This is a genomic window from Streptomyces californicus (genome assembly GCF_000717645.1).
GTDB classification, from domain to species: Bacteria; Actinomycetota; Actinomycetes; order Streptomycetales; family Streptomycetaceae; genus Streptomyces; species Streptomyces californicus.
Map to the genome: position 1 here is coordinate 1 of NZ_JNZZ01000040.1, position 24,206 is coordinate 24,206.

The 24,206-nt window shown below is 73.2% G+C and carries 27 protein-coding genes; 18 read left to right on the forward strand and 9 right to left on the reverse strand.

Annotation, left to right across the window (positions count from 1 at the left end; genetic code table 11):
• A partial coding sequence (locus tag IF19_RS01000000135170) for a DUF397 domain-containing protein (protein WP_032788684.1) occupies positions 1–130 on the forward strand: 130 nt, incomplete at its 5' end.
• A gap of 133 nt (positions 131–263) precedes the next feature.
• Here the strand turns inward: IF19_RS01000000135170 and IF19_RS0132185 are convergent.
• On the reverse strand, positions 264–902 hold the full coding sequence (locus tag IF19_RS0132185) for a hypothetical protein (protein ID WP_050493800.1): 639 nt from the start codon (positions 900–902) through the stop codon (positions 264–266).
• A 147-nt stretch (positions 903–1,049) separates the two neighbouring features.
• Between IF19_RS0132185 and IF19_RS0132190 the strand changes: the two genes are divergently transcribed.
• The 3 genes from IF19_RS0132190 to IF19_RS0132200 all read left to right on the forward strand — a co-directional run bounded on the left by IF19_RS0132190 (position 1,050) and on the right by IF19_RS0132200 (position 2,555).
• Positions 1,050–1,646: a hypothetical protein gene (locus IF19_RS0132190; RefSeq protein ID WP_050493267.1), complete on the forward strand. Its 597-nt coding sequence runs from the start codon at positions 1,050–1,052 to the stop codon at positions 1,644–1,646.
• A 67-nt stretch (positions 1,647–1,713) separates the two neighbouring features.
• On the forward strand, positions 1,714–1,953 hold the full coding sequence (locus tag IF19_RS1000000135585; protein WP_030119074.1) for a hypothetical protein: 240 nt from the start codon (positions 1,714–1,716) through the stop codon (positions 1,951–1,953).
• Positions 1,954–1,973: 20 nt separating this feature from the next.
• Positions 1,974–2,555, forward strand: coding sequence for an HD domain-containing protein (locus IF19_RS0132200; RefSeq protein ID WP_030119073.1), 582 nt, complete (start codon positions 1,974–1,976; stop codon positions 2,553–2,555).
• A gap of 297 nt (positions 2,556–2,852) precedes the next feature.
• Here IF19_RS0132200 and IF19_RS1000000138760 read toward each other — a convergent pair whose 3' ends face one another.
• The 3 genes from IF19_RS1000000138760 to IF19_RS0132215 form a co-directional block, all read right to left on the reverse strand.
• Positions 2,853–5,309 (reverse strand): hypothetical protein, encoded by a 2,457-nt coding sequence (locus tag IF19_RS1000000138760; RefSeq protein WP_050493801.1) that lies wholly within the window; start codon positions 5,307–5,309, stop codon positions 2,853–2,855.
• Between the two features lie 160 nt (positions 5,310–5,469).
• The gene (locus IF19_RS0132210; RefSeq protein ID WP_191048069.1) at positions 5,470–6,186 is read right to left on the reverse strand and encodes a DUF6333 family protein; all 717 of its coding nucleotides are present in this window, start codon (positions 6,184–6,186) and stop codon (positions 5,470–5,472) included.
• A 26-nt stretch (positions 6,187–6,212) separates the two neighbouring features.
• A complete protein-coding gene (locus IF19_RS0132215; protein ID WP_050493806.1) occupies positions 6,213–6,803 on the reverse strand; it encodes a GNAT family N-acetyltransferase in 591 nt (196 codons plus the stop codon).
• A 206-nt stretch (positions 6,804–7,009) separates the two neighbouring features.
• Here IF19_RS0132215 and IF19_RS0132220 point away from each other — a divergent pair, with 206 nt between their 5' ends.
• Together IF19_RS0132220 and IF19_RS0132225 are read left to right on the forward strand one after the other, a co-directional pair.
• Entirely contained in the window at positions 7,010–7,741 is a 732-nt protein-coding gene (locus tag IF19_RS0132220; RefSeq protein WP_203603424.1) for an alpha/beta fold hydrolase, read from the forward strand.
• Positions 7,742–7,803: 62 nt separating this feature from the next.
• On the forward strand, positions 7,804–8,199 hold the full coding sequence (locus IF19_RS0132225) for a GNAT family N-acetyltransferase (protein ID WP_030119067.1): 396 nt from the start codon (positions 7,804–7,806) through the stop codon (positions 8,197–8,199).
• A 129-nt stretch (positions 8,200–8,328) separates the two neighbouring features.
• On the opposite strand, the gene IF19_RS0132230 is transcribed toward IF19_RS0132225, so the two are convergent.
• Positions 8,329–9,222: an NADP-dependent oxidoreductase gene (locus IF19_RS0132230; protein WP_030120233.1), complete on the reverse strand. Its 894-nt coding sequence runs from the start codon at positions 9,220–9,222 to the stop codon at positions 8,329–8,331.
• A gap of 70 nt (positions 9,223–9,292) precedes the next feature.
• On the opposite strand from IF19_RS0132230, the gene IF19_RS0132235 reads away from it, so the two are divergent.
• The 4 genes from IF19_RS0132235 to IF19_RS0132250 all read left to right on the forward strand — a co-directional run bounded on the left by IF19_RS0132235 (position 9,293) and on the right by IF19_RS0132250 (position 12,090).
• Positions 9,293–9,871 carry a TetR/AcrR family transcriptional regulator gene (locus IF19_RS0132235; protein WP_030120232.1) on the forward strand — a complete coding sequence of 193 codons (579 nt, stop codon included), beginning with the start codon at positions 9,293–9,295 and terminating at the stop codon, positions 9,869–9,871.
• A 140-nt stretch (positions 9,872–10,011) separates the two neighbouring features.
• On the forward strand, positions 10,012–10,272 hold the full coding sequence (locus IF19_RS0132240; protein ID WP_030119063.1) for a hypothetical protein: 261 nt from the start codon (positions 10,012–10,014) through the stop codon (positions 10,270–10,272).
• Positions 10,273–10,391: 119 nt separating this feature from the next.
• Entirely contained in the window at positions 10,392–10,913 is a 522-nt protein-coding gene (locus IF19_RS0132245) for a hypothetical protein (protein WP_234310332.1), read from the forward strand.
• 196 nt (positions 10,914–11,109) lie between these two features.
• Positions 11,110–12,090, forward strand: coding sequence for a glutaminase (locus IF19_RS0132250; protein WP_030277187.1), 981 nt, complete (start codon positions 11,110–11,112; stop codon positions 12,088–12,090).
• Positions 12,091–12,200: 110 nt separating this feature from the next.
• Here IF19_RS0132250 and IF19_RS0132255 read toward each other — a convergent pair whose 3' ends face one another.
• Positions 12,201–13,568, reverse strand: coding sequence for an MFS transporter (locus IF19_RS0132255; RefSeq protein ID WP_373681613.1), 1,368 nt, complete (start codon positions 13,566–13,568; stop codon positions 12,201–12,203).
• Between the two features lie 338 nt (positions 13,569–13,906).
• Here IF19_RS0132255 and IF19_RS0132260 point away from each other — a divergent pair, with 338 nt between their 5' ends.
• Both IF19_RS0132260 and IF19_RS0132265 read left to right on the forward strand, forming a co-directional pair.
• The gene (locus IF19_RS0132260; protein WP_030117506.1) at positions 13,907–14,794 is read left to right on the forward strand and encodes a helix-turn-helix transcriptional regulator; all 888 of its coding nucleotides are present in this window, start codon (positions 13,907–13,909) and stop codon (positions 14,792–14,794) included.
• A gap of 204 nt (positions 14,795–14,998) precedes the next feature.
• A complete protein-coding gene (locus IF19_RS0132265) occupies positions 14,999–15,268 on the forward strand; it encodes a hypothetical protein (RefSeq protein WP_030193858.1) in 270 nt (89 codons plus the stop codon).
• Between the two features lie 204 nt (positions 15,269–15,472).
• Here IF19_RS0132265 and IF19_RS0132270 read toward each other — a convergent pair whose 3' ends face one another.
• Together IF19_RS0132270 and IF19_RS0132275 are read right to left on the reverse strand one after the other, a co-directional pair.
• Entirely contained in the window at positions 15,473–15,898 is a 426-nt protein-coding gene (locus tag IF19_RS0132270) for a VOC family protein (RefSeq protein ID WP_030117507.1), read from the reverse strand.
• 290 nt (positions 15,899–16,188) lie between these two features.
• The gene (locus tag IF19_RS0132275; RefSeq protein ID WP_030117508.1) at positions 16,189–16,464 is read right to left on the reverse strand and encodes a hypothetical protein; all 276 of its coding nucleotides are present in this window, start codon (positions 16,462–16,464) and stop codon (positions 16,189–16,191) included.
• 200 nt (positions 16,465–16,664) lie between these two features.
• On the opposite strand from IF19_RS0132275, the gene dusB reads away from it, so the two are divergent.
• Positions 16,665–17,813: a tRNA dihydrouridine synthase DusB gene (gene dusB, locus IF19_RS0132280; RefSeq protein WP_030117509.1), complete on the forward strand. Its 1,149-nt coding sequence runs from the start codon at positions 16,665–16,667 to the stop codon at positions 17,811–17,813.
• A gap of 88 nt (positions 17,814–17,901) precedes the next feature.
• Here dusB and IF19_RS0132285 read toward each other — a convergent pair whose 3' ends face one another.
• Positions 17,902–18,657, reverse strand: coding sequence for a GntR family transcriptional regulator (locus IF19_RS0132285; RefSeq protein ID WP_030117510.1), 756 nt, complete (start codon positions 18,655–18,657; stop codon positions 17,902–17,904).
• Positions 18,658–18,923: 266 nt separating this feature from the next.
• On the opposite strand from IF19_RS0132285, the gene IF19_RS0132290 reads away from it, so the two are divergent.
• From IF19_RS0132290 to IF19_RS0132310, 5 genes are read left to right on the forward strand one after another with little or no spacing between them, the layout of a single operon-like run.
• Positions 18,924–20,102, forward strand: coding sequence for an ABC transporter substrate-binding protein (locus tag IF19_RS0132290; RefSeq protein WP_030117511.1), 1,179 nt, complete (start codon positions 18,924–18,926; stop codon positions 20,100–20,102).
• Positions 20,102–21,133: an ABC transporter permease gene (locus tag IF19_RS0132295; RefSeq protein WP_030117512.1), complete on the forward strand. Its 1,032-nt coding sequence runs from the start codon at positions 20,102–20,104 to the stop codon at positions 21,131–21,133. The genes IF19_RS0132290 and IF19_RS0132295 overlap by 1 nt, the downstream gene beginning before the upstream one ends.
• Positions 21,121–22,152: an ABC transporter permease gene (locus IF19_RS0132300; protein WP_030117513.1), complete on the forward strand. Its 1,032-nt coding sequence runs from the start codon at positions 21,121–21,123 to the stop codon at positions 22,150–22,152. Before IF19_RS0132295 ends, IF19_RS0132300 begins: the two co-directional genes overlap by 13 nt.
• A gap of 6 nt (positions 22,153–22,158) precedes the next feature.
• Positions 22,159–23,340 (forward strand): ABC transporter ATP-binding protein, encoded by a 1,182-nt coding sequence (locus IF19_RS0132305; protein WP_030117514.1) that lies wholly within the window; start codon positions 22,159–22,161, stop codon positions 23,338–23,340.
• Positions 23,341–23,366: 26 nt separating this feature from the next.
• Positions 23,367–24,014, forward strand: coding sequence for an HAD family hydrolase (locus tag IF19_RS0132310; protein WP_050490854.1), 648 nt, complete (start codon positions 23,367–23,369; stop codon positions 24,012–24,014).
• The last annotated feature ends 192 nt before the right edge of the window (positions 24,015–24,206 follow it).

Consider the following 24,206-nt stretch of genomic DNA (forward strand, 5'->3'; position numbering starts at 1 on the left):
CGCCGCTGCACGCGGCGTCGTCCCGGTCCGTGATTCCAAGGTGGTGGGCGGTCCGGTGCTGACGGTCCCCGCGACCGCGTTCGCGGCGTTCGTGGCGGGTGTGCGGGGCGGGACGTTCGACACCGCCTGACGGGCTGAGCAGCAGGACGCCTCACCGTTGTGCTCGCGGTGGGGTGTCCCGCTGCCCGGGGAGAGAGGGGGCAGGACGCTCTGCTCGCGGAACCGTGGAAGGCGCTGGGGCTGTTGTTCCCGCCCCTCGCGGGTCAGGCCGTGTTCGGTCCTCGGAGAGGGAGCGCCGATGCCTGCTCCCCGGGGTCGGGCCACGTCGCCACGAGTGCTCCCTGGTCCGGAAAGCGGGGGCCGGGGACCGTCTCCCGGGAGGGTTCGCCGTTGAGCCAGCACACCTGCTCGGGAGCGCCGTCGCCGGTGTCGAACAAGCAGCACACCCCGCCGCTGTCGGCGGTGAGGTCGGTGAACGCCTTTCGGATGCCGGCCGATCGCGCGAACAGGCCGCTCATCGCCGACGTCGCCGCCCAGCACTCCACTGACGCGTAGCCGGGATGTATGAGGGACGCGAACCGGATCGTCGCGTAGACGTACCCGATCGGGATGCGGCCGGCGGCATCCTGACCGGGACCACCTGTCCGCGCGTACTCGCGCAGTGCTTCATCGGCGTCGAACATGAGGGACATGTCGAGTTCGAGCGTGCTGCTCGCGGAGCAGTCGACCGGATCGCTCGCGAAGTTCGACGTGAAGGGGAGGACGACCCGGTCACTCCCGGGCAGGGTGATTTCGAGCGGCGGCACGGTACGCGCCGGTGGCGCCAGCTCGGCCATGCGGACCAGGACTCCGGCGACTTTCCGAGGACGCACATAGATGTCGTAGCCGTAGATCAGTCCCATAGCTTCCCCCCCCTGCCCCAGGCCGAACCGCACTCTCTCACGACCGGCCCCGGGGTCGTCTTCGCCGTTTCCGCTCCGGGGGCGCCCGGGGCCGGACATGCTTGCTCTCGGCAGTGTTCGGACAGCACGGTGTAGCCGGGAGGCAGCATGTTCCACACCGATTTCGTCAGCATGTACCCATGGCTGGCGAACGAGTTGGAGGAGACGCACGGCGGTCAGCCCGGCGTGGTGAACGAGGACGGGACCGAGCCCGGCCCCCTGAGCATCCCGTCCCACTCCGGCGGCGGCAGCATCGGCACGCTCACCGAGTGGTGGGCCTACGACGGAAGCCTGGGGCGCGCCGCCACGCACCTGCGCGGCTCGTGCTCGTGCGGCTGGCGGGGCGAGACCCTGTACCCGGTGGACTGGGACGAGGCCCACGAGGAACCGCCCTACGCGTACGACACCTCGGGCCCGGAGAGGGACTGGAAGCAGCACACCGAAGAGGTCCGCTCCGCCCTCGTCCCCCTGCCCGCGGACCTCGTCGCCCTCCTGGACCAGGTGAACGAGCAGGTGGCCCGGTTGTCCGACGGTGAACCGCTGCTCGCCCTGCGCGCGGGCAACATCCTGCTGAACGGCACCCAGTTGTCCCTGCAGAACGCGGCATGGACCGTCGAACGGGACGGAACCAGCATGAGCGCCGTCGGAGCCGCCATCGGATGCACCTCCGACCAGGCCGCCCGCCGCCTGCGCAGCTACCGCTGACCTCCCGGGCCGTACGCCCGGCCGGGCCGGAACCGGTGCCCGGCGGGATCCGTCCGCCTGGGAGCCCGTGCGGCTCCTTCGTGGCCTCGCTGCCGGCCTCCAGCAGGCCCCGGCGTACATGGATCTCTACGCCCACTCGCTCTGGGCCTTGCTCACCGTCAACCGGTGGCTGCCGCTGGCGGACCCCGCTCTCGCGGAAGCTCTCGCCGCGTACATCGCCCGGCTCCTCGACCACGACGGGATCACCCCGCGAGCCAGAGGAGAACTCAGTTCGGTGCACTACGTTCTACGCGAGAACAGCACATGACACATCGGAGGGCGCACTTCATGGCGGAGACAGAGCAGGAGCAGGCGAAGGGCACCACGGGCTTTCTGCTGGAGATGGGCATGCTCAAGCGCGCCAAGCGGTCCGGCTGGTGGATCGCCGGGGTCAAGGACCCCGAGACCATCGCCGAACACAGCTTCAGGGTCGCACTCATCGGCTCCGTACTCGCCATGATGGAGGGCGCCGACCCGGCGAAGACCGCCCTCCTCGGCCTGTGGCACGACACCCAGGAGACTCGCGTCGGCGACATTCCCCACATCGGCCGCCGCTACCTCGAAGCCGCCGGCAACGAGAAGGTCACCGCCGACCAGGTCTCCGCCGCACACCCGGCGGTGAAGGCCGGCGCCCAGCGAATCGTTGAGGAGTACGAGAACGGTGACTCCCCCGAAGTCATCTGCGCTCACGACGCCGACAAGCTCGAATGCCTCCTCCAAGCCGTCGAGTACCGCGAACAGGGCTGCTCGAACGTCCAGCCCTGGATCGACAGCAGCGTCGCCAAGCTCAAGACCGCCTCCGCGCAGTCCCTCGCCGAGGCCGCGCTCACCATGACGTCGATCGAGTGGCAGCAGACGTACCTTCGGTGACCCGGCGGTAGGCGGCCCCACCGGCCGAAGCCGCCGTACGTTCCCCCGCCGTCCTGGTCCTGCGCAGCTACGGGCAGCCGCCATAAGCCGGTTGACGTGCTTCGTCACGCGCGGGTCTGCCCGCCGGCGACGGCCGTCTTCGCTCCGCGCGGCGGCGCGGGTTCGTCGTGATCGAGGCGTACGGGTTGCCGGGGTGGGACGCCCCCGGGCCGTCCTCCCGCCGGGGTCGGACGTACGGAGGGGGCCCACCCGGCATCGGGTGGGCCCCCTCGTCGCGGGTGCCGCCGGTCTCCCGGGCTACCGGTCGCCGGAGGCCGTGCGGCGTCGGCGCATCCACCACGTCAGCGCGCCGCCGGCCGCCGCCAGCACGGCCGCGAGGCCGATCAGGAGGCCGACGGGGGTGTCGCTGCCGGTGTCGGCGAGGCCGCCGTCCGGGTCCGGCCGGTTGCCCGGCGGGGGAGTAGCGCCGTCATCGCCGGGCCCGGTGGGGTCCGGGGCCGGGGACGACGGCGGGTCGCTCGGCCTGCCGGTGTCCGACGGGGTCGGGGTCGGCCGTGGGCTGGGGTCCCCGCCCGGGTCCTCGTCGCTTCCGCCGTCCGCGGGGCCCGCGCCGAGGTAGAGCGTGTCCAGGTCCCGGTACGAGGTGTCGTCGGACTTACGGGAGTTGGCGGTGGTCGTGTCCAGGTCCCGGTTCTGCGCGACGAACTGCGCCTCGGGGATGTTCCGCTTCGGCTGCTTGGAGAAGTCGACGCCGCCGACGCCCTGGTTGTAGACCTTGCCGCCGTACTTCAGCTCGAACCACTCGATCCCCTTCTTGATCGAGTCCATGTAGCGGTTCCAGACCTGCTCGCGGGTCCAGTCCTGGTGCGGGTCGCGCAACGGCCACGCGGACACGTCGTCGCTGTCGATGATCGCGCGGAAGTCCGTCGCCTTCTTGGCGTCCTGCTGCCGGATGTACTCGGCGGCCACGCGGGCGGTGTAGACGGCCCGCAGGTCGGCGTAGTCGGGGTCGGTGTTGACCCGCTCCTCCACCAGCGGCATCACGTTGGCCGCGACGGACCGCTCGATCGCCTTCTTCTCGGCGTCCGAGAGGTCCTTGCACTCGGTGGAGCCGGGGACCGTGTAGTCCACGTCGAGCCACTGGGTGCTGACCTTGAGGGGGGCGTCCAGGATGTAGATCCCGCCGTCCTGCTCGCGGACCTGGGCGGGCTTCGGCTCGATCCACATCCGTACGCCCGGGAAGCACGGCATCCCGTCGCGGCGCGGCGCGGTGTCCCAGTACACCTTGGCCCCGGCGTGCTTGTCCGGGTTCACGGCCTCGCTGAAGTCGCGCTTCATCTCCAGGTCGGCCTCCAGGAGGACGCGGCCGGCGTCGGTCCTGCCGAACCGCGCGTCCATGACCTTGTTCGGCTGGTCCGGGTTGAGGTTCACCCAGAACTTGTCCGGGGTGAGAGCCAGCCAGGTGAACAGGGCGTCGGAGGAGAGCTGCATCCGGACCGCGCCGCCGAAGCCGGGGTTCGCGTCCGGGTCCGGCATCTGGTCGGCCTTCATGGAGTACGCCATGCCCTTGCCCTTGCCGAGCCCGCCGACGTAACGGAGTTCGAGGGTGGTGAAGTCCACGCCCCCCGGGCCGCCGCGCGGGAGCGTGCCCCGGGGGTCGAGGCGGTTGGCGTCCCGCTGGAAGCGGCGGGCCTCCTCCAGGGTCCTGCCCGAGGACAGGGCGCGCTCGTTGGCGGGGCCCCGGGTGCCGCAGGCGTTGGCGCCGGCCGCGAGCTGCCGGGTGCCGGTCTGGCAGCCGGGGGCGAACCAGCGCTGGTGGTCGGAGTAGCCCCGGATCGGAGTGGTCCGGGGCACCGGGTTGTACATCCGCTGGTTGCCCCGGACCTGGCCGCTCTTCCCGCCGCGCATCGCCTTCACGTCGCGTTCCAGGTCGGCGATGTGCTGGGCCTGGCCCTTGGTGAACTTCTTCGCGCCGGTGAAGCGGAAGGTGTGGTCGGGCAGCGACCGGGCGACGACCCGGTCCTTCGCGAGCTGGTCCGGCGTCAGCTTGGCGTTCGACTTGAACTCGTTGAACTCCTTCTTCACCCTGTTGTAGGCGTCGTAGCGGCGTTCACCGACCTTCGCGCCGTCCTTGTCGAACAGCTCGACGGTGACCTCGCACAGCCAATCCGGGCCGATCAGCTTGTAGTCGCGGACCAACTGCCCCTCGAAGCCCGACCCCTTGTGGTTGTTGATCTGGTTGCGGATGAACCGCTTGTCGAACCAGTGCTTGAAGTCCAGGCCCTCCTTGTGCGCCAGGAACCGGGCGTAGATCTCCATCGCGCGGTCGGCGGGCTTGCCGGAGGCGTCGGCGATCTTCTTCCAGGCGTCGACGTTCTTCTTCGGGTCGCCGGGTACCTGGGAGAGGGCCTTCTTCTGCTCGGCGGCGGTCGGAGCCTCCAGGCCGTCGTACGCCTGCCCGGGGAGGTCGAACTCGTAGTTCTTCGGAAGGGCCCGGTCCTTGTGGATCATGCCGGTGGGGTCGTCCGGGAAACCGGAGTCCGCCGGGGTCTTCTTGGCGGGCGACAGGCCGTTGCGGACGTCGCAGCGCTTTCCGGAGTTGGGCTTCAGCTTCGCGGAGACGGGCGGTCCGGCCGCCTCCGCGGTCTCGACATCGGGCAGGCCGGTCACCGTGACGGCGACGGCCAGAGACACCGCCGCCGCGAGGCGCGCGGTCAGCCGCCACCGGGACGGCGGGCGAAGTGTGTGGTGCACGAGCGTGTCCTCCCTCTCGCCGAGGACATGGGGGCGCGGGCGACGCGTAGGCCCCCGTGACATGTACGCGTCGCCCGGCCACCATAGGGGCCGCCCATGCCTCCGGGAGAGGGGTTCCGTCGTGTCGTGACACCTCAATTACGTTGGGGCGGGCGGGTGTTCACACGAAGTACAGAGCCTCCATGGCGCGCACCGCATCCTCCGCGTGCCGCACACGGAACGCCGTCGTACGGATCTCCTCCCACCCCCACGGATCCGACGGGCCGAGCGCCAGGCCCGCCAGTCGCGCCCACTCGACCTCGTTCGCGTCCTCGCGCAGATCGACACCGGCGTTGTCGAGCTGCCACCGCTTCAACTCCAGCGACGCGATGACGGCTCGCGGGTCGCCGGAGACCACGAAGGGCTCGTCGCCGAACCAGCCGGAGGCGTGGAACATCGCCCCGTCCGGCAGCCACACCACGTCCTCGGTGTGCTCACCGCCCCCGTGATAGGCCACCCGGCCGACGATCCGCGCGTCGGGGAACCGTTCGCGCAGCACGATGGCCGCCGCCAGCAGCGGCTCGTGGTTCCCGTCGGTCGCGAACGCCGGATCGGCGATGCTGAGCATGCCGCCCCACGCCCCCGCGTGGACGATGTCGAGGTCCTCGCGTACGGACGACGGCAGCGGCGTCAGCACCGAGCGCGGTCCGATGTCCTCCCGCACCTCTTCGACGCTCGGACACGACTCGGCGAACGCCCGTGCCGCCGCCGGGTCCTGGGCGGGCAGGTCGCGGGCGTCGACGTCGAACGGCGGCTGGGCCACGGTCAGATGGCACAGCCCCATCCCGCCACGCACGGTCCGGTCCGGCGCGGAGGTCCAGTGATCGGTGTTGGTCATGCGGGCCACCGTAGTGGCCGCCGGGGTCAGGCCGACCGCTGAGAGCCGTGACCGCCCCCGGAGTTCGTGGGGAAGGTGAACTCCAGGAGAAGCGCGCCCGCTTCGGTGTGCTCGACGCGTCGGAACCCGGCCTTCTCCCAGGCGCGTACGGCTCGCGTGTTCGTGGCGTCGGGATCGACCGTCGCGCGCCGCCAGCGGAGCGTTCCGCCCAGGTGCGCGAGGAGCGCCCGGGCGGCGTCCGGCCCCAACCCCCGTCCCCGCGCGGAGGGATGGAGCACCATGTCGATGCCGCCTTCCGCGGGGCGGCCGGTCGTCGCGGCCGCCGCTTCGGGGGCAGCGTCCTCGGCCGGGGCCGCGTACCAGTACTGGGCGTAGCCCACCGGTGAGTCGTCGGCCAGGACGAGATAGGACTGCACGCGCGGCCGACGCCGTCCGGTGTACTTCGCGGCCACCTCCTCGCGTGACAGCGGTACGCCGCCCCAGTGTTCGACGAAGCCGGGGGAGGAGAACCACCGGGCCAGCAGGTCGAGATCGGCCTCCGTGACCGGCACGAGACGGGTGAGCTTCCCGTCGAGCGGCGTCGCCGAGTCATCGGGCCCTGGCTCGGGCTCAGGCACGGGCAGGGGCGGCACGGGTGCGTCTCCCGTCGGGTGGCGGAGTCCTCCCCCTACTGTGCCCCTTCGCCCTCGGCCGCTCTCGCGCGGTCGGACTGTACCGCCCGGCGGGGCGAGGGCTACTCTCTGCGGGGCCTCGGTGCCGACACCGACGCGGAACAGGGGAGCGGACAGTGCGTACGACCACGGTGACCTGCGACGGGGACCAGATGCGGTGGGTGGAGCTGCCCGGTGAGGACCCGGCCCGCGTCTACGTGCACGGGCTGGGGGCCACGTCGCCCGCCTACTTCGCCGAGGTCGCCGTGCATCCGCTGCTGGCCGGCCGCCGCTCACTCCTGATCGACCTGCTCGGACACGGCCACAGCGACCGGCCGACGGACTTCGCCTACACGCTGGAAGCGCACGCCGACGCCCTCGCGAAGGCCCTGGAGTCGGCGGGCGTCACCGGGGCCGAGGTGGTCGCGCACAGCATGGGCGGCTCGGTGGCCGTCGTGCTGGCCGCCCGCCACCCGCACCTGGTCTCGCGGCTCGTCCTGGTCGACGCCAACCTCGATCCGATCGCGCCCGAGCGCGGGGCCGGCGGCAGCAGGGGCATCGCCGCGTACAGCGAGGAGGAGTTCCTCGCCGGGGGCTGGGAGGAGGTCCGCGACCGGGTGGGCCCCGGCTGGTGGTCCACCATGCGCCTCACCGGCCGCGTGGCCCTGCACCGCACCGCGACCCACCTCGCACGGGGGACCGTGCCCACCATGCGCGAACTGCTGCTCGGGCTGAGCATCCCCCGCGCCTACCTGCTGCCCGAAGCCGACGGGCCCCTCGCGGGCGCCGACGCGCTCACCCGGGCCGGGGTGTCCGTCGTCCCGGTCCCGGACTGCGGCCACAACATCATGCTGGACAACCCGCCGGGCTTCGTACGGGCGACGGCGGCGGCGCTCACGGACTGACCGGAGACGCGCCGGGAAGCCCCGGCGCGGAGGCGGCCCGGGCGGAGTCCTACGCTCGCGCCATGACGATCGACTACGAGTGGCGCGGCGACTTCGGCGACGACGAGGTCGACGCGCTGCACGCGGAGGGCTTCAACCACCCGCTGGTGAGCGGCGATTGGCTGAACCGGGTGCGACGCCACAGCCTGGGCTGGGTCTGCGCACGCGATGCCGGCGGCCTCGTCGGCTTCGTCAACGTCGCCTGGGACGGCGGAGTCCACGCGTTCCTCCTCGACACGGTGGTCGCGGGGAGCCACCGCGGGGCCGGGGTCGGAGCCGGCCTCGTCGCCGAGGCCGCCCGGCGGGCGCGGGCGGCCGAATGCGCCTGGCTGCACGCCGACTTCGAGGACGACCTGCGCCCGTTCTACGTCGACGCCTGCGGCTTCCGGCCGACTGCGGCGGGCCTCATCGCCCTCTGAGCCCCGCGCCTCCCCGAAACCCCGTGGGGCTTCCCCGCGTCTCTCCGAAACCCGTGGGGCTTTCCCGCGAGGGCCCGGCGCCCCTGCGCCCGTTGACGTTGACGCGGCGGGGGCTCGGCGCCCCCTGCCTCAGATGACGATGACGCGGCGGCCCCGCGTGTGCCCGGCCCGGCTGTCGGCGTGGGCGGCCGCCGCCTCGGTGAGCGCGTACGACTTCTCGACCGGGATGTGCAGCCTGCCGCGCGCGATGAGCGAGGCCGCCTCGGCCAGCGCGTCCGGCACGCTGCCCGCCACACCGGAGAACCGGACGCCGAACTCCGGCGCGCCCAGGTCGGCGATGGTGACCACCTTCGCCGGATCGCCGGTCAGCGCGACCAGATCGGGGATCACGCCCGAGCCCGCCAGGTCGAGCGCCGCGTCGACGGGGCCGAGCCCGCGCACCCGCTCCACCCAGCCGTCGCCGTACGTCGTGGCGAGCGCGCCCAGCTCCCGCAGGTAGTCCTGGTTGGCGGCGCCCGCCGTGCCGATGACCGTGACGCCCCTCTCCCGGGCGATCTGCAGCACCGCCGAGCCGACGCCGCCGGAGGCCCCGCTGACCAGCAGTTTCTGGCCCGGCCGCACGCCGACCTCGTCGATGATCCGCAGCGCCGTCTCCACCACGGACGGGTACCCGGCCGCCTCCGCGAACGACAGCCCGTCGGGCATCGGGGCCCAGGCCGACAGCACGGCGAACTCGGCGTACGTATCGGCCCCTTCGCCGAACACGCGGTCCCCGACCGCCACATCCGTGACGCCCTCGCCGACCTCGTCCACCACCCCGGCGGCGTCCAGACCCACCCCCGCCGGCAGTTCGACCGGATGGGCGCCGAGCGCCTGCCCCTCGCGCAGGCGCCAGTCGACCGGGTTCACCCCCGCCGCGCGCACGGAGACACGGATGCGGCCGGGGCCCGCATGGGGCTCCTCGGCGTCTATGAGGTCCAGGACGTCGGGGCCGCCGAACGCGGCGTAGCTCACTTTCTTCATGCCGAGGACCGTAACACTAACGGTTAGCCTTTCGGAACGGTTACTTCTTCGGCTTTGATAGCGTCACGCCATGAACGAGCCGTCCGGCCGCCGCGAGCGCAAGAAGGCCGCCACGCGCCAGAAGATCGCCGACACCGCGCTGCGCCTCTTCCTGGAGCGGGGGTACGAGGCCGTGGGCATCCGCGATGTCGCCGCCGAGGCGGACGTGGCGGTCACCACGCTCTTCTCGCACTTCGCGTCGAAGGAGGCGCTGGTCTTCGAGCAGGACCGGGGCTTCGAGCAGGGCCTCGTACGGGCGGTGGCCGACCGGGCCCCGGGCGAGCCGCTGATTCCCGCGCTGCGGAGCGAGATCCACGCGCTGGTGCGCCACTGCACCGCGCCCGGGGCGGCGCCGGTCTGGAACATGATCGAGGCGTCGCCCGCATTGCGCGAGTACGAGGAGTCGATGCGGCTGCGCCACGCGGAGTCGCTGGCCGCCGCGCTCGCCGCCGACCTCGGCGTACCGGAGGCGTCGATCGCCTGCCGGACGATCGCCCGCTTCGTGATCGACGCGTACGCCCTGGCCCGCGAGGCGGAGCAGCCGGAGGCGGCGGTGGACGAGGTCTTCCGGATGATCGAGGCCGCCTGGGCGGCGACGGACCTGGGCTGAGCCCCGGCCGGTCCGGCTCTCCTGCCGGGCCGGGCGCCCTCCGTGGAACAGCGCACCGTCCACCGGCCCCGCCGGGCGGTCGCCGCGCGCCCCGGCCGCCCGCACGGTTTCGACCCGTCCCCCGGGGGCAACCGGCCGCCATGGACACCAACATACGCATCGAAGAGCCGGCTCCGACCCAGGGCGACGAGCACCACCTCCTCCTCAGCGCCGACACCAACGGCGACGGCAAGCCGGACGTGTGGATGACGGACACGACCGGTGACGGCAGAGCGGACCTGTACCAGTTCGACACGACCGGCGACGGCACGGTCGACGTGACGGTGGTCGAGGGCGCGGAGGAGCCCGGTACGGACCGCCTCGTCGTCGAGGGCGACGGCGGCCACCCGCAGCAGGTCTGAGGCAGGGGCGGCGGACCGCGAGGGGCGCGACGGAGGGGGACGGAACCATGGCGGAAGCGGGTGGCGCGGGGCGGGGCGGTACGGGGTACTCACGGTCCGAAACGGGCCACAGGCCCCTGGTGGGGAAGGCGCTCGCCGTACTCGCCGCCGCGGCGGCGGCGGGCTTCGCCGCGGGAGCGGTCATCGGTGAGGAGAGGGTGAACACCTCTGCGGGGCTGTACAGCGCCGCGGCGTTCGTCCTGTTGTTCCTGGCCGCCATGGCCGGTGTGTGGTGGTGGAACCGCCGTCGGGCGGCGCGGTTCGGGATGAGCGCGGGCCGGTACCTGCGCGTAGGGCGGCTGGTCCAGCGCGGCAAGGCGCCGGACGACCCCGCCGAGCGCGAGGCCGCCGTCGACATCGCCGTACGCATGCGTCGCTCGGCGGCTTTCCACCACCCTCGGTTGATGTGGTGGCTGATGGGCGGCGTCGCGCTGCTCATGTCCCTGAGCGCGGTGCTGCATTTCGTCGACGGCGTGTACCTGCGGGGCTGGGGGAACCTTCTCCTGGCGGGCATGTTCCTGGTCAGCCCGCTGAGGATGGAACGCGGCAGGCGGCGGCTGGCGGCCGCCGAGCGCGCGCTCGGCATCACGGCCCCCGCCTGACCGGGGGGCGTACGGCGAGCGGCGGCGTACGCCGGGGCACGGAGAGCCAGGCGTCAGGGACGTACGGGAGACCATGTGCGAAGGGCCGCGAGAGGCCGGGCACGACGGGCGGTTTGGCCGCTCCCGGTGAGCGGGTCAGACTGTGGGCGGCCTCCCGCCCGCCGTGCCTCCCCGAACCTCCCCGTCAGGAACCCCCGTGTCCCACAGCTCCACCGCCGCCCCCGCCCCCGTGGCGGACGGCGACGCCTCCTCGCGCCCCGGTGAGCACCGGTTCAGCGCCGTCCTCCACCGGATAGCCGAGGAGATGGCGGCCCGCGACGACCACGGCGCCCCCGCCGACTACATCCCGATGCTCGCGGGCGCGGACCCCCGGCGCTTCGGCATGGCCGTCGCGGAACCGGACGGGACCGTGTACGGGGTGGGGGAGTGGCGGCAGCCGTTCTCCGCGCAGTCCATCACCAAGGTGTTCGCCCTGGCCCTGGCGCTCTCCCTGGACGGCGAGCGGATCTGGCGGGGCGTGGGCCGCGAGCCCTCGGGCAACCCCTTCAACTCCCTGGTGCAGCTGGAGTACGAGAACGGCATCCCCCGCAACCCGTTCATCAACGCCGGGGCCCTGGTGGTCACCGACCGGCTCCAGGAGCTGACCGGGGACGCCGCCGGGCAGGTACGGGAGCTGCTGCGCCGCGAGAGCGGCAACCCGGACATCGACTTCGTCCCGGAGGTCGCCGCGTCCGAGGCCGCCCACGGCGACCGCAACGCCGCGCTGGCCCACTTCATGGCCGCGTACGGCAACGTCACGCACCCGGTCCCCGACCTGCTCACCGCCTACTTCCGCCAGTGCTCGATCGAGGCGTCCTGCGCCGATCTGGCACTCTCCGCCGGCTTCCTCGCCCGGCACGGCGTACGGGCCGACGGCTCGGCGCTGCTCACCCGCAGCCAGGCGAAGCAGGTCAACGCGGTGATGCTGACTTGCGGGACGTACGACGCGGCGGGCGAGTTCGCCTACCGGGTCGGGCTGCCGGGCAAGAGCGGCGTGGGCGGGGGCATCATCGCGATCGTGCCCGGCGAGTGCACCCTGTGTGTCTGGAGCCCGGGGCTCGACCGGCGCGGCAACTCGGTGGCGGGCGTGGCGGCCCTCGACCGCTTCACCACCCTCACGGGGCTGTCCGTCTTCTGACGCCCTCCGACGCCGGCCCGCCCGCGCGGACGGGCCTGCCGCCTCAGGAGGAACGGGGCCGGCCCCGCGCGGACGTACCCGCCCCGCGCACGCGTGACCGTGCGCGGGGCTCACGCCACCGTGCGCGGCAGCCGCAGGCTCAGGCCGACCGTCAGGGCCACCGTCGCCAACTGCGCCACCAGGGTCACGACCAGCGCGTCCCGCATGCCGAGGCCCGGTACGAGGGCCAGGAACAGCGTGCCCAGCGTCGCCACTCCCAGGGCCAGGGCCGCCTGCTGGGTCGTCGTCATCACCCCGCCGCCCACCCCGGCCTTCTCCGGGGGGACGTCGGAGAGCACGATCCGGAACAGCACGGGGAGCTGGAGCCCCTGGCCGAGGCCCGCGACCGCGACGCCGGGCAGCAGACCCCACGGGCCGAGGCCGTCCCACGCGAGGTGGGCGGTCAGCGCCAGGACGGCGATGCCCGCGCCCTGGATCAGGCCGCCCGCCGTCACGACCCGGCTGCCGTGGCGGCGTACCAGGCGGGGTCCGGCCAGCGAGGCGCCGAAGAACGCCAGAGCCATCGGGGCCAGCGAGAGGCCGGCCGCCGCCGGGCCGAGGCGCAGGCCCTGCTGGAGCGCCACCGCGATCACGAACATGAAGCCGCCGAACCCGATCGAGAACGGCACCACCAGGGCCAGCCCCCGCCGCAGCGAGTCCAGCCGCAGCAGGCTCGGCGGGACCAGTGGCGCCCTGCCCAGCCGGTCGGCCCGGCGCTCTACCCGGTAGAAGGCGTACGCCGAGAAGGGGAACAGGGCCAGCGACAGCCAGGTCCACAGCGGCCAGCCCGCCGCCCGGCCCTCCGTCAGCGGAGCGAGCAGCGTGACCAGGGAGAGGGCCAGGAGCAGGGTGCCGGGTACGTCCACGGGGGCGGGGCGGTCCGAGCGGGTCTCCGGCACCGCGCGGGCGGCCAGGACCAGGCCCACGGCGGCGACCGGCACGTTCACCAGGAACACCGCCCGCCACCCCGCGCTCTCCCCGAAGACCGAGGAGAGCGGGGCGGCGGCGACCAGCACCCCGCCGAGGATCTGGCCCGCGACCATGGACAGCCCGGCCGTCGCCCCGTACAGGCTCATCGCCCGCGCCCGGTGCGGGCCGCGCGTCGCCGCCTGGATCGTGGCCAGCACCTGCGGCAGCATCAGCGCGGCGGCGGCGCCCTGCGCCACCCGGGCGCCCACCAGCGTCCAGGCGTCCGGGGCGAGTCCGCAGGCCAGCGAGGTGATCCCGAAGGCCGCCATCCCGGCCAGGAACAGCCTGCGGCGGCCCGCCATGTCCCCCAGCCGCCCGCCGAGCACGAGCAGGACGGCGTATGCGAGGCCGTACCCCGCGACGACGAGTTCGAGCAGGGCCGGACCGGCGTCCAGGTCGCGGTCGATCGTGGGCAGCGCCACGTTGACGATGAAGAAGTCGATCAGCGGGAGCGCCGCGCCCAGCAGCACGGTGAACAGGCCCAGCGCGCCGAGGACGGGAGCGGGGTGGTCGTGGTGGACGGGGCCGGGCGGTGCGCCGGGCCGCCTCGCGGCGGTGGCGGCCCCGGGGCCCGGGACCCGGGCGGAACCCGAGGGGGCGAGGGCCGGCGCCCGCCTCGTACGGAGGGAGCGGAGAGCCGGGCGGACGGAGAAGTCGGGTACGGAGGCTTCGGGTACGGCGGAATCGTGTACGGAGGATTCACTCACGCCGTCGACTCTCCCGCCGATCCCAGCCTGGTACCAGAGTCTCCTTATCCTGGTACAAGCGGTACCTGGCAACCGGCCGGCCCACCCCGCACGCTGGAGGCATGACGACCATGGCAGCCGACACCCGGCTCGCGCCCGAACGCGCGGAGTCCGCCTCCGACATCCGCCGGCACGAGCTGGCCGCCTTCCTGCGCAGCCGCCGCGAACGCATCACCCCCGAGCAGGTCGGCCTCGCCCGGGGCCGCCGCCGGCGCACCCCGGGACTGCGCCGGGAGGAGGTCGCCCAGCTCTCGGCGGTCGGGGTCACCTGGTACACCTGGCTCGAACAGGCCCGGGACATCCAGGTCTCCGTCCAGGTGCTGGACGCCATCGCCCGCGCCCTGCTGCTCGACCCGAGCGAACGCGCCCACCTCTTCGCGCTCGCCGGGGCCGCCGACCCGGCCCCCGGCACGGAGTGCCCCGCCGTCACCCCGGCGCTGCGGACCATGCTGGAGCAGCTGGACCCGATTCCGGCCTGCGTCCAGAACAGCCGGTACGACGTCCTCGCGTACAACCGCACCTACGCCCGGCTGCTCTGCGACCTGGACGCGGTGGCGCCCGAGGACCGCAACTGCCTGCTGCTGGCGTTCACCCACTCCGACTGGCGGGCCTCGATCGTGGACCTGCCCGAGGTGACCCGGATGATGGCCGCCAAGTTCCGCGCCTCGATGGCCGGACACCTCGCCGAGCCCGCCTGGAAGGCGCTGGTGCACCGGCTGGAGGAGCGGTCGCCGGAGTTCCGCGAGGTGTGGGAACGCCACGAGGTGGTCGACCAGCGGGGCCGCACCAAGTACATCCGCAACGCCCACGTGGGACTGCTCCACGTCGAGCACGTCAACCTCTGGCTCGGCCCGTCCAGCGGTCCGCGCCTGGTCAGCTACCCGCCGGTCGACGCGCGGACCCGGGACCGGCTGGAGGAGCTGCACAGGCTCGCGTCGGACGCCGCGTAGTCGCGCGCGGTGGCGGTGGGCGCGCGGCCACGCGGCCGGACCGGACGGCACGCGGGCGGGCGTGCCGTCGCCGGGGCGGACGGTGTTCCTCCGCTTATTTCAGGAGCAAATGGCCGTGTGCGCCCGGGAGTTCGGGGCACTCGATCGTCAGGCCGGTCCGCTTCGAGACCGGATCCGGAGCGACCGTCCTGAAGGAGCGACACGATGGCTACGCAGTACACCAACCAGCCGACCGGGCAGCAGCATCACAACGCGCCGAAGGGTGGGGCCGGAGGCAACGTCTTCAGCATCATCGCCATGGTCCTGGGCGTGATCGGGCTGATCATCCTGCCGATCGTCTTCGCCCTCGGTGGCCTGGTCATGGCCATCATCGCCAAGACCGTCCGCCACGAGCGGCTCGCCACGATCGCCATCGTCGTCAGCGCCGTCTGCCTGGTCGGCGGCATGGTTCTCGGCTACATCGTCAACACGTGACCCGAGGGCCACGTCGACACGTGACCCGAGGACCCGCCGCCGTCGCGCGTACGGCCCCCGGCCTGAGCCCCACCGCCATCCGGACGCGGTGGGGCTCAGGCCTGTCCCGCCCCCTGGCCTGTCCCCGCCTTCTGGTTCCGTCCCGTCCCCCGGCTCCGTCCCGCCTCTCGGCTCCGTCCCCGCCCCCCGGCGTGGCGTTCCGCCCTACCCGATCCGCTCGGCCAGCGCGACGATGATTCCCGAGGGGCCGCGCAGATCGCAGAGCCGGTAGACGCCCTGGTACTCCGCGATCCCGCCCAGGAGTTCGGCGCCGTGGCGGCGCAGCCGGGCGACCGTGTCGTCGATGTCGTCGACGGCGAACATGACCCGGTGCAGGCCCAGCGTGTTGGGCGGCGGGTCCTGCGGCGCGGCGGCGACGGCGGCCGGGGCGAGGAACTTCGTCAGCTCCAGCTTCCCGTGGCCGTCCGGGGTGCGCAGCATCGCGATCGCGCTGCGGACGCCGTCGAGACCGGTCATCCGGTCCGGCACCGCCCCCTCGACCACCGCCTCGCCCTCCAGCTCAAGCCCCAGCTCCAGGAAGAAGGCGACGGCGGCCTCCAGGTCCTCGACGACGATGGCGACGTTGTCCATGCGCTGAACGGTCACGGGATGCTCCTTCGTGGTCGCGCGGCCCACCACGGGCCACCGCTGCTCCGGGGACGGAGCGGGCCCCTGCTTCTCGACATCCGCAGGGAACGGACGGCCCGGCCTCCGGGGAAGGGACCGTATCCGCCCGGCCGTCCCGCCATGCTCCGCCATGCCGTTCTGCGTGCGGCCACGGGGCTCGGGCGGACAGCCTCTCCAGCGACTGCTCCGTGACGGCCCGTGCGCGATGCCGGGAGGCGCTCCGGCCTGTCCCCTCGCCGGGCCGGACGGTGATCTCAGTGCTCCCGGATGTACGTCACGATCCACGAGACGGTGAGCCCGAGTCCCAGAACCCCGATGCCGAGGAGTCCGAGCGTCATCCGGATCTCTGTCGTGTCCAGCAGACCGCGTGCCCCGCCGACGAGTCCGCCGACGCACATGAACACGCCGAGCACGAGCCCTCGGGAGCTTCGCAGGCGCAGCGCATGCCACAGGTTCGGGCTCCGGCGGCCGGGTGGCGGCGGTCCCGCGCGCCGACTGCCGGTGGGTTGCCTGCGCGCGGAGCGCTTCATCGGTACTTCACCTTTCCCGGTGCTGCCGCCGCTTCCACCCGGCTGCCACCCGGCCTCTGGTCCGAACGGGTACACCCGCAGTCGACCACGGGGCCGCCACGGTGGAGACCGGGGGGCTCGACCGTGGACCGGCCCGGGGCTCCCCGCCCGCTCGGGACCGTTCGGGCCGCCACCCGTCCGGCGTACGCGACAATGGGGTCATGACCACGCTCGCCCCCGCCCTCCCGCAGCTCCGTATCGGCCCGCACACCGTGCAGCCGCCGGTCGTGCTGGCCCCGATGGCCGGCATCACCAACGCCCCGTTCCGGACCCTGTGCCGGGAGTTCTCCGGGGGCAAGGGGCTGTTCGTCAGCGAGATGATCACCACGCGGGCGCTGGTCGAGCGCAACGAGAAGACCATGCAGCTCATCCACTTCGACGCGACCGAGACGCCGCGCTCGATCCAGCTGTACGGAGTGGACCCGGTCACCGTCGGCAAGGCCGTCCGGATGATCGTGGAGGAGGACCTGGCCGACCACATCGACCTCAACTTCGGCTGCCCGGTCCCCAAGGTCACCCGCAAGGGCGGCGGCTCCGCGCTCCCGTACAAGCGGCCCCTGCTGCGGGCCATCCTCCGGGAGGCCGTCTCGGGCGCCGGGGACCTCCCGGTCACCATCAAGATGCGCAAGGGCATCGACGACGACCACCTCACCTTCCTCGACGCGGGCCGCATCGCCGTCGAGGAGGGCGTCACCGCCGTCGCCCTGCACGGACGCACCACCGCCCAGCACTACGGCGGCACCGCCGACTGGGACGCCGTCGCCCGGCTCAAGGAGCACGTCCCGGAGATCCCGGTGCTCGGCAACGGCGACATCTGGTGCGCCGACGACGCCCTGCGGATGATGCGCGAGACCGGCTGCGACGGCGTCGTCGTCGGGCGCGGCTGTCTCGGGCGGCCCTGGCTCTTCGCCGACCTGGTCAGCGCGATGGAGGGCCGTTCGACCCGGCACGCGCCCACCCTGCGCGAGGTCGCCGACGTCATGGTGCGCCACGCGACGCTGCTGGGGGAGTGGATCGGCGACGAGGCGCGGGGCGTGATCGACTTCCGCAAGCACGTCGCCTGGTACCTCAAGGGCTTCGCGGTCGGCTCCGAGATGCGCAAGAAGCTCGCGATCACCTCCTCGCTGGAGGAGCTCGCCTCCCAGCTGCACGAGCTGGACCTCGACCAGCCCTGGCCGGACGGGGCGGACGGGCCGCGCGGGCGGACCTCCGGCAACAACCGGGTGGTCCTCCCGGACGGCTGGCTCAAGGACCCGTACGACTGCGCGGGCGTCAGCGCCGACGCGGAGCTGGACACCTCCGGCGGCTGAGCGCGTACGGAGGCGGCGGCCGAGGTCGAACGTCCCGTCCGTACCCCGTGGCGTCCCGCCCCGTGCGGTACCGGCCGCCCCCGCCGTCTCAGCCCGTGACGTCCGGGCCCGCGTGGCGTTCCAGCGGGGCCGCCGCCGCGGAGTTCATCACGTTGAAGACCACGCTGCCCGCCCGGTAGCGGTCGTCCGTCCACTCGATCGCCCGGCCCGCCGCCGTGTACGTCAGATGGCGCTGGCGCAGCAGCGGGCTGGCCCGGCGCACCCGCAGCAGCCGGGCGTCCTCGCTGCCCGCCGCCACCGCGTCGATCAGGTGCTCCCCGTAGTGCGCGACGACGTCCGCCCGCTCCGCGATGCTGTCCATGATCGAGACGCAGTCCTCCGGCAGCGCGAGGACCGCCGGGGCCACCCACTCCGCGTACACGGTCCGCTCCACCATCACCGGCTCGCCGTCCAGGTGGCGCAGCCGCAGCACGTACAGCACCTCGCCGCCGGGCTCCGCGTCGAGCCGCGCCGCCTCCTCGTCGGTCGCCGGGCGCACGGTGCGCTCCAGGATGCGGCTGGAGACCTCGCACCCCATCGCCCGCGCCCACTGGGCGAAGCTGTTCAACTGCTGGAAGCTCTGCCGCCGTTCCTGGCGCAGCACCACCCGCCGGGCCCCCTGCCGGGAGCCGATCAGGCCCTCGGACACGAGGAGCGCCACCGCCTGGCGCACCGTGCCGCGCGAGGCCCCCCAGCGGGCGGCCAGGTCACTCTCGGACGGCAGCCGGGAGCCCAGTGGATGGGCACCGCTGCGGATCGCCTGGCGCAGCGCCTCTGCGATCTCCTCGTAACGCGAACGGCCCACGCATCCCCCGTCGGTCGGCTCTCATCGGTCCGGACTGTGCACAGGTTGCCATCCGCGCGGCGGTCCGCCGGCCCACTCTAACGTCCTCGCGGACCGGCTCATCGCCCAGCGGATCGGGTATCACAACTCCGACATGACCGGCTTTCGTCTTCCTCGGCTCTTGCGGGACCGGACATCGAGCGTTAACCGAGCCGACACCTGAGCCGGGCGAACTGATGCCAGCTTGTATGAACAAGTGGCCCTCACCTCGCTCCGGGAGACCTACCGTGCGCAGAGTCCGACCCCGCCTCCACACCCGCGCCAACGGCCGTGCCGTCGCCGCTCTCGCCCTCTCCACCGCCGCCCTCACCGCGCTCACCGCGTGCGGCGCGGCGCCCGAGGAGAAGACCGCGACGGGGGTCAACGGGGTCACGTCCGCCGAGGCCGCCTCGCTCGCCGACTTCGGCGACCTGGACAAGCTGGTCGCCGCGGCCGAGAAGGAGGGCGAGCTGAACGTGATCGCCCTCCCGCCGGACTGGGCGAACTACGGCGAGATCATCAAGGCGTTCGAGGCCAAGTACAAGATCAAGATCAAGAGCGAGACGCCCGACGCCTCCAGCTCCGACGAGATAGCCGCCGTCAAGTCCCGCAAGGGCCAGAAGCGCGCCCCCGACGTCCTCGACCTCGGCATCGCCTTCGCCCGCAGCGGCGCGGCCGAGAACCTCTTCGCCCCGTACAAGGTCGCCTCCTGGGACAAGATCCCCGACGCCCAGAAGGACGCCGACGGCCGCTGGTACAACGACTACGGCGGCTACGTCTCCATCGGCTGCGACGCCGCCCGTGTCACGACCTGCCCCGAGACCTTCGCCGACCTGCTGAAGCCCGAGTACAAGGGCAAGGTCGCGCTCAACGGCAACCCGACCAAGTCCGGCTCGGCGTTCGGCGGCGTGTACGCGGCCTCGCTCGCCAACAGGGGCTCGTTCGGCGACATCCAGCCCGGCATCGACTTCTTCGGCAAGCTGAAGAAGAGCGGCAACTTCATCCCCGTCGAGTCCACCCCGGCCACCGTCGAGAAGGGCGAGACGCCGATCAGCATCGACTGGGACTACCTGAACGCCGGGTACGCCGACCAGTTCAAGGGCAAGGGCGTCGACTGGAAGGTCTCCGTACCGGCCGACGGCGTCTACGCCCAGTTCTACTCCCAGGCCATCAACAAGGAGGCCCCGCACCCGGCCGCCGCCCGCCTCTGGATGGAGTACCTCTACAGCGCCGAGGGCCAGAACCTCTGGCTCAAGGGGTACGCCCGCCCCGTGCTGCTGCCCGCCATGACCGAGGACGGCACGGCCGACAAGACCTTCGTCGCCAAGCTGCCGAAGGTCGAGGGCACCCCGTCCTTCCCCTCCTCCGAGGAACTGGACAAGGCCAACGCCACCCTCGCCGAGAACTGGGACAAGGCCGTCTCCTGATGACTCCCGCCCACCCCGCCGCCGCCCCGGGACCCGGGGCGGCCCCCGCCGCCGGCCGCACGGCCCCCGGCCCCGGGGGCACGAGCCCGGAAACCCCCGGACCCGAGACCGCGAGCCCGCAGGCACCCGGTTCCGCGACCGCGAACGGGACGCCCGCCGCGCCCCGGGCGGCCGGCCGCCCGCGCGGGCCCCGGGCAGCCCGCCCCTGGCTCGGCGCGCTCCCGCTGCTCGTCTTCACCGGCCTCTGCTTCGGACTGCCCGCCGGCGCCCTGCTGTACGGGGCGGTCACCCGCACCGACCCGGTCGCCGGGACCACCGAGTTCACCGGCGAGCACCTGTCCCGCTCGCTCCAGGGGCCCTACCTCACCTCGCTCACCGGCAGTGTCCAGCTCTCCGCGCTGACCGCAGCGCTCGCCACCGTGCTCGGGGTGCTGATCGCCCAGGCCGTCGTCACCTCCCGGCGCGGCGCGCTGCGCGGAGCGGTCCTCACCGCCTCCGGGGTGCTCGCCAACTTCGGCGGCATCCCGCTCGCCTTCGCCTTCGTCGCGACCCTCGGCATCTCCGGGGTGGTCACGGAGATCGGCCACCTGGACGCGCTCGGCTGGAACCTCTACTCCTTCACCGGGCTCACCGTCATCTACCTCTACTTCCTGGTCCCGCTCATGGTCCTCGTCGTCGTCCCCGCACTGGACGGGCTGCGCCCGCAGTGGCGCGAGGCCGCCCTCAACACCGGGGCCACCGCCTGGCAGTTCTGGCGATACGTCGGCCTGCCGGTCCTCGCGCCCTCGCTGCTCGGCGGCTTCGTGCTCCTCTTCGGCAGCGCCTTCGCCGCGCACGCCACGGCAGCCGCCCTGGTCGGCGGCTCCGTCCCGCTGGTCACCCTGAAGATCGCCGACGCGCTCTCCGGCAACGTCCTGGTCGGCCAGGAGAACGTGGCCCTGGCGCTCAGCCTCGACATGATCGTGATCGCCGGACTGGTGATGGCCGTCTACCTGCCCCTCCAGCGACGGAGTTCCCGATGGCTGCGCTGACCCCCCTCTCCACGCCCCCGGCCTCCCCGGACGCGGTTCCCGCCCCGGCCGGGGCGGCCCGGCGCCGCCCCCGCTACTGGCGCGGCGCCGTGCTCACCGTCGCCGGGCTGTACTTCCTCACCCCGCTGGTCTCCTCGTTCGTCTTCACCGTCCACGTGCCGGGGCAGGGCCTCACCTTCGCCGCGTACAGCGGGATCCTGTCGGCGGAGGGGTTCACCGAGAGCCTGTTCCTCTCGCTCTCGCTGGCCGCCGCCACGATCGCGCTCGCCCTGCTGCTCGTCGTGCCCGCCCTGATCGCGGTCCGCCTCGGGCCGCCCCGGCTGCGCGCCGTCGTCGAGATCGTCTGCATGCTGCCGCTGGTGGTGCCGCCGATCGCCCTGGTCACCGGGATCGCCACCGTGCTGCGCTGGGGGCCCGACCACTTCTCCCGCACCCCGCTCTACCAGACCTTCCTCGCCGTGCAGAACGAGTCGTTCCCGGTGGTGCTGGTCCTCGCCTACACCGTGCTGGCGCTGCCCTTCGTGCACCGCTCGCTGGACGCCGGGCTGCGCGCGGTCGACGTGCCCACCCTGGTGGAGGCGGCCCGCAACTGCGGTGCCGGGCGGCTGTACGTGATCCTCCGCGTCATCCTGCCCAACCTGCGCTCCTCGCTCGCCGGGGCGTCCTTCCTCACGCTGGCGCTGGTGCTCGGCGAGTACACGGTCGCCTCGCTGCTGGGCTTCCGCCCCTTCGCGGTGTGGATCGTCTCCGTCTCCGGGGCCGAGGCCCGCATGTCCGTCGCGGTGTCGCTGCTCAGCCTGCTGATCACCTGGGCCCTGCTGCTCGTTCTCTCCCGCGCCGGAACCGGCCCGTCCACCGCGGTCCCGGGCGCCGGCCCGTCCGCCGCCGGGCCCACCGGGTCCGCCGCGTCCCTAGGGTCCGCCGGGTCCGCGGGGTCCGCCGGGTCCGCCGGGTCCGCCGTGTCCCCCTCCGCCCCCGACCCGGCCGCCGCCCCCATCCCCGTACCCGGCAAGGAGTAGCCACCCATGTCAGCCCTGCCCGCCCCCTCCGCCACCCGCCCCGGACCGGCCGGGCCCGCGTCCGCCGGGTCCGCCGCGCGCGCCGGCTCCGGCGCCCGGGTGGAGTTCCGCTCGCTGCGCCGCGCGTTCGGCCCGACCGTGGCCCTCGACGGACTCGACCTCACCGCCGAGCCCGGCGAACTCCTCGCCCTCCTCGGCCCCTCCGGCTGCGGCAAGACCACCGCGCTGCGGGTGCTCGCCGGGTTCGAGCAGCCCGACTCCGGAGAGGTCCTGGTGGACGGCGAGGACATCACCCGGATCCCCGCCAACCGCCGCGACGCCGGCATGGTCTTCCAGTCCTACAGCCTCTTCCCGCACCTGAACGCCCGCGACAACGTCGCCTTCGGCCTGCGCGTGCGCAAGAGGCCCGCCGCCGAACGGCACGCCACCGCCGCCGAACTCCTCGACCTGGTCGGCCTGCCCGACCACGGCGCACGGTTCCCGCACCAGATGTCGGGCGGCCAGCAGCAGCGGGTCGCCCTGGCCCGCGCGCTCGCCCTGCGCCCCCGGGTCCTGCTGCTCGACGAACCGCTCTCGGCACTCGATGCCAAGGTCCGGCTCTCGCTCCGCGAGGAGATCCGCCGGCTCCAGCTCTCGCTGGGCATCACCACCATCTTCGTCACGCACGACCAGGAGGAGGCCCTCTCCATGGCCGACCGGGTCGCCGTCCTCAACGCGGGCCGCCTGGAGCAGTGCGCACCCCCGGCCGAGCTGTACGAACGCCCCGCCACCGCGTTCGTCGCGGAGTTCGTCGGGACCATGAACCGGCTGCCGGGCCGGCTGACCGGCACCGGATCGGTCGAGGTCGCGGGCGCGGTCCTCCCGGTCGACGGCGAGGCCCCGGCCGGGCGCGGTTCCGTGGACGTCCTGCTGCGCCCCGAAGGCGTCCGCGCCGAGGCCGACCCGGAGGGTACGGCCACCGTCGTCTCCGCCTCCTTCCTCGGCTCCGTCACCCGGGTCCTGCTCGACCTCCCGGACGGCACCGCGGTCAAGGCCGACCTGGCCTCCCGGGACGCCGCAGCCCTGCTGCCCGGCGTAAGGGCCCGGGTCGCGCCCGGCCCGCGCCCGGTCCTCGTCGTCCCCACGACGCCCGCCTCCCCGGTGCCCGCACCGCGGGCGCAGGCGCGGGCCGGGGCGGTGGACGCGTGACGACGCCCGCGGCCGTGCTGTTCGACATGGACGGCACCCTCGTCGACACCGAGGTCCTCTGGTGGGAGACGGCCGACGAGGTCGCCGCCGGACTCGGTCACCGCCTGAGCGACGCGGACGCCCCCGAGGTCGTCGGCCGGGCCGTCGCGGACACCGCCGCTCATCTGATCGGGGTCACGGGCCGCCCGGCGGCCGAGCTGCCCGGGATCGCGGACGAGCTGACCGGCTCCTTCTTCCGCAAGGTCGACGCGGGAGCGCCGCTGCGCCCCGGGGCCGCCGCCCTGCTGACCGCGCTGGAGCAGGCCGGTGTGCCGTTCGCGCTGGTCAGCGCATCGCCCCGGTCCGTGGTGGACGCGGTGGTGGCGGGGGCGCTGGCCGGGGTGCCCTTCGCCTTCACGCTGTCGGCCGACGACACCGTACGGACCAAGCCGCACCCCGATCCGTATCTGGCGGCGGCGGACCGGTTCGGCGTTCCGGCCTCCGCCTGTGTGGCCGTCGAGGACTCCCCGGACGGCACCGCCTCCGCGCACGCGGCGGGGTGCGGGGTGCTGGTCGTGCCCTCCCTGCTGCCGGTGCAGCCCGCGCGGGGGAGGACCTTCGCCCGTAGCCTGGAAGAGGTGGATCACGGGGTGCTCCGCGACTGCCTCCGGCGTCCCGAGACGTCCGGATCCTGAAATCCACGGCCCGAAACCAGCGTGATTCACGCCACCCCTGATCGGGGTTGCGCTCAGATGAGCGAATTGGAGGCGGCTGCACTTCTGGAAGGCGTGGCACTCAGTGCCACCCTGGTGCGTTCGAGAAGTGGACTCACCTGCTCTGCGATCCGCTCAGGTGAGCGGAATGGGTCAAGTTTCGGCCATGTCGCC

Coding starts and splice junctions, on each gene's coding strand:
- IF19_RS0132305 (WP_030117514.1), top strand. CDS start 22,159: ATGTCAGCCCTGCCCGCCCCCTCCGCCACCCGCCCCGGACCGGCCGGG.
- IF19_RS0132295 (WP_030117512.1), top strand. CDS start 20,102: ATGACTCCCGCCCACCCCGCCGCCGCCCCGGGACCCGGGGCGGCCCCC.
- IF19_RS0132270 (WP_030117507.1), bottom strand. CDS start 15,898: ATGGACAACGTCGCCATCGTCGTCGAGGACCTGGAGGCCGCCGTCGCC.
- IF19_RS0132220 (WP_203603424.1), top strand. CDS start 7,010: ATGCGGTGGGTGGAGCTGCCCGGTGAGGACCCGGCCCGCGTCTACGTG.
- IF19_RS0132265 (WP_030193858.1), top strand. CDS start 14,999: ATGGCTACGCAGTACACCAACCAGCCGACCGGGCAGCAGCATCACAAC.
- IF19_RS0132225 (WP_030119067.1), top strand. CDS start 7,804: ATGACGATCGACTACGAGTGGCGCGGCGACTTCGGCGACGACGAGGTC.
- IF19_RS0132260 (WP_030117506.1), top strand. CDS start 13,907: ATGACGACCATGGCAGCCGACACCCGGCTCGCGCCCGAACGCGCGGAG.
- IF19_RS0132235 (WP_030120232.1), top strand. CDS start 9,293: ATGAACGAGCCGTCCGGCCGCCGCGAGCGCAAGAAGGCCGCCACGCGC.
- IF19_RS0132230 (WP_030120233.1), bottom strand. CDS start 9,222: ATGAAGAAAGTGAGCTACGCCGCGTTCGGCGGCCCCGACGTCCTGGAC.
- IF19_RS0132310 (WP_050490854.1), top strand. CDS start 23,367: ATGGACGGCACCCTCGTCGACACCGAGGTCCTCTGGTGGGAGACGGCC.
- IF19_RS0132300 (WP_030117513.1), top strand. CDS start 21,121: ATGGCTGCGCTGACCCCCCTCTCCACGCCCCCGGCCTCCCCGGACGCG.
- IF19_RS0132240 (WP_030119063.1), top strand. CDS start 10,012: ATGGACACCAACATACGCATCGAAGAGCCGGCTCCGACCCAGGGCGAC.
- IF19_RS0132275 (WP_030117508.1), bottom strand. CDS start 16,464: ATGAAGCGCTCCGCGCGCAGGCAACCCACCGGCAGTCGGCGCGCGGGA.
- IF19_RS0132185 (WP_050493800.1), bottom strand. CDS start 902: ATGGGACTGATCTACGGCTACGACATCTATGTGCGTCCTCGGAAAGTC.
- dusB (WP_030117509.1), top strand. CDS start 16,665: ATGACCACGCTCGCCCCCGCCCTCCCGCAGCTCCGTATCGGCCCGCAC.
- IF19_RS0132200 (WP_030119073.1), top strand. CDS start 1,974: ATGGCGGAGACAGAGCAGGAGCAGGCGAAGGGCACCACGGGCTTTCTG.
- IF19_RS0132210 (WP_191048069.1), bottom strand. CDS start 6,186: ATGACCAACACCGATCACTGGACCTCCGCGCCGGACCGGACCGTGCGT.
- IF19_RS0132190 (WP_050493267.1), top strand. CDS start 1,050: ATGTTCCACACCGATTTCGTCAGCATGTACCCATGGCTGGCGAACGAG.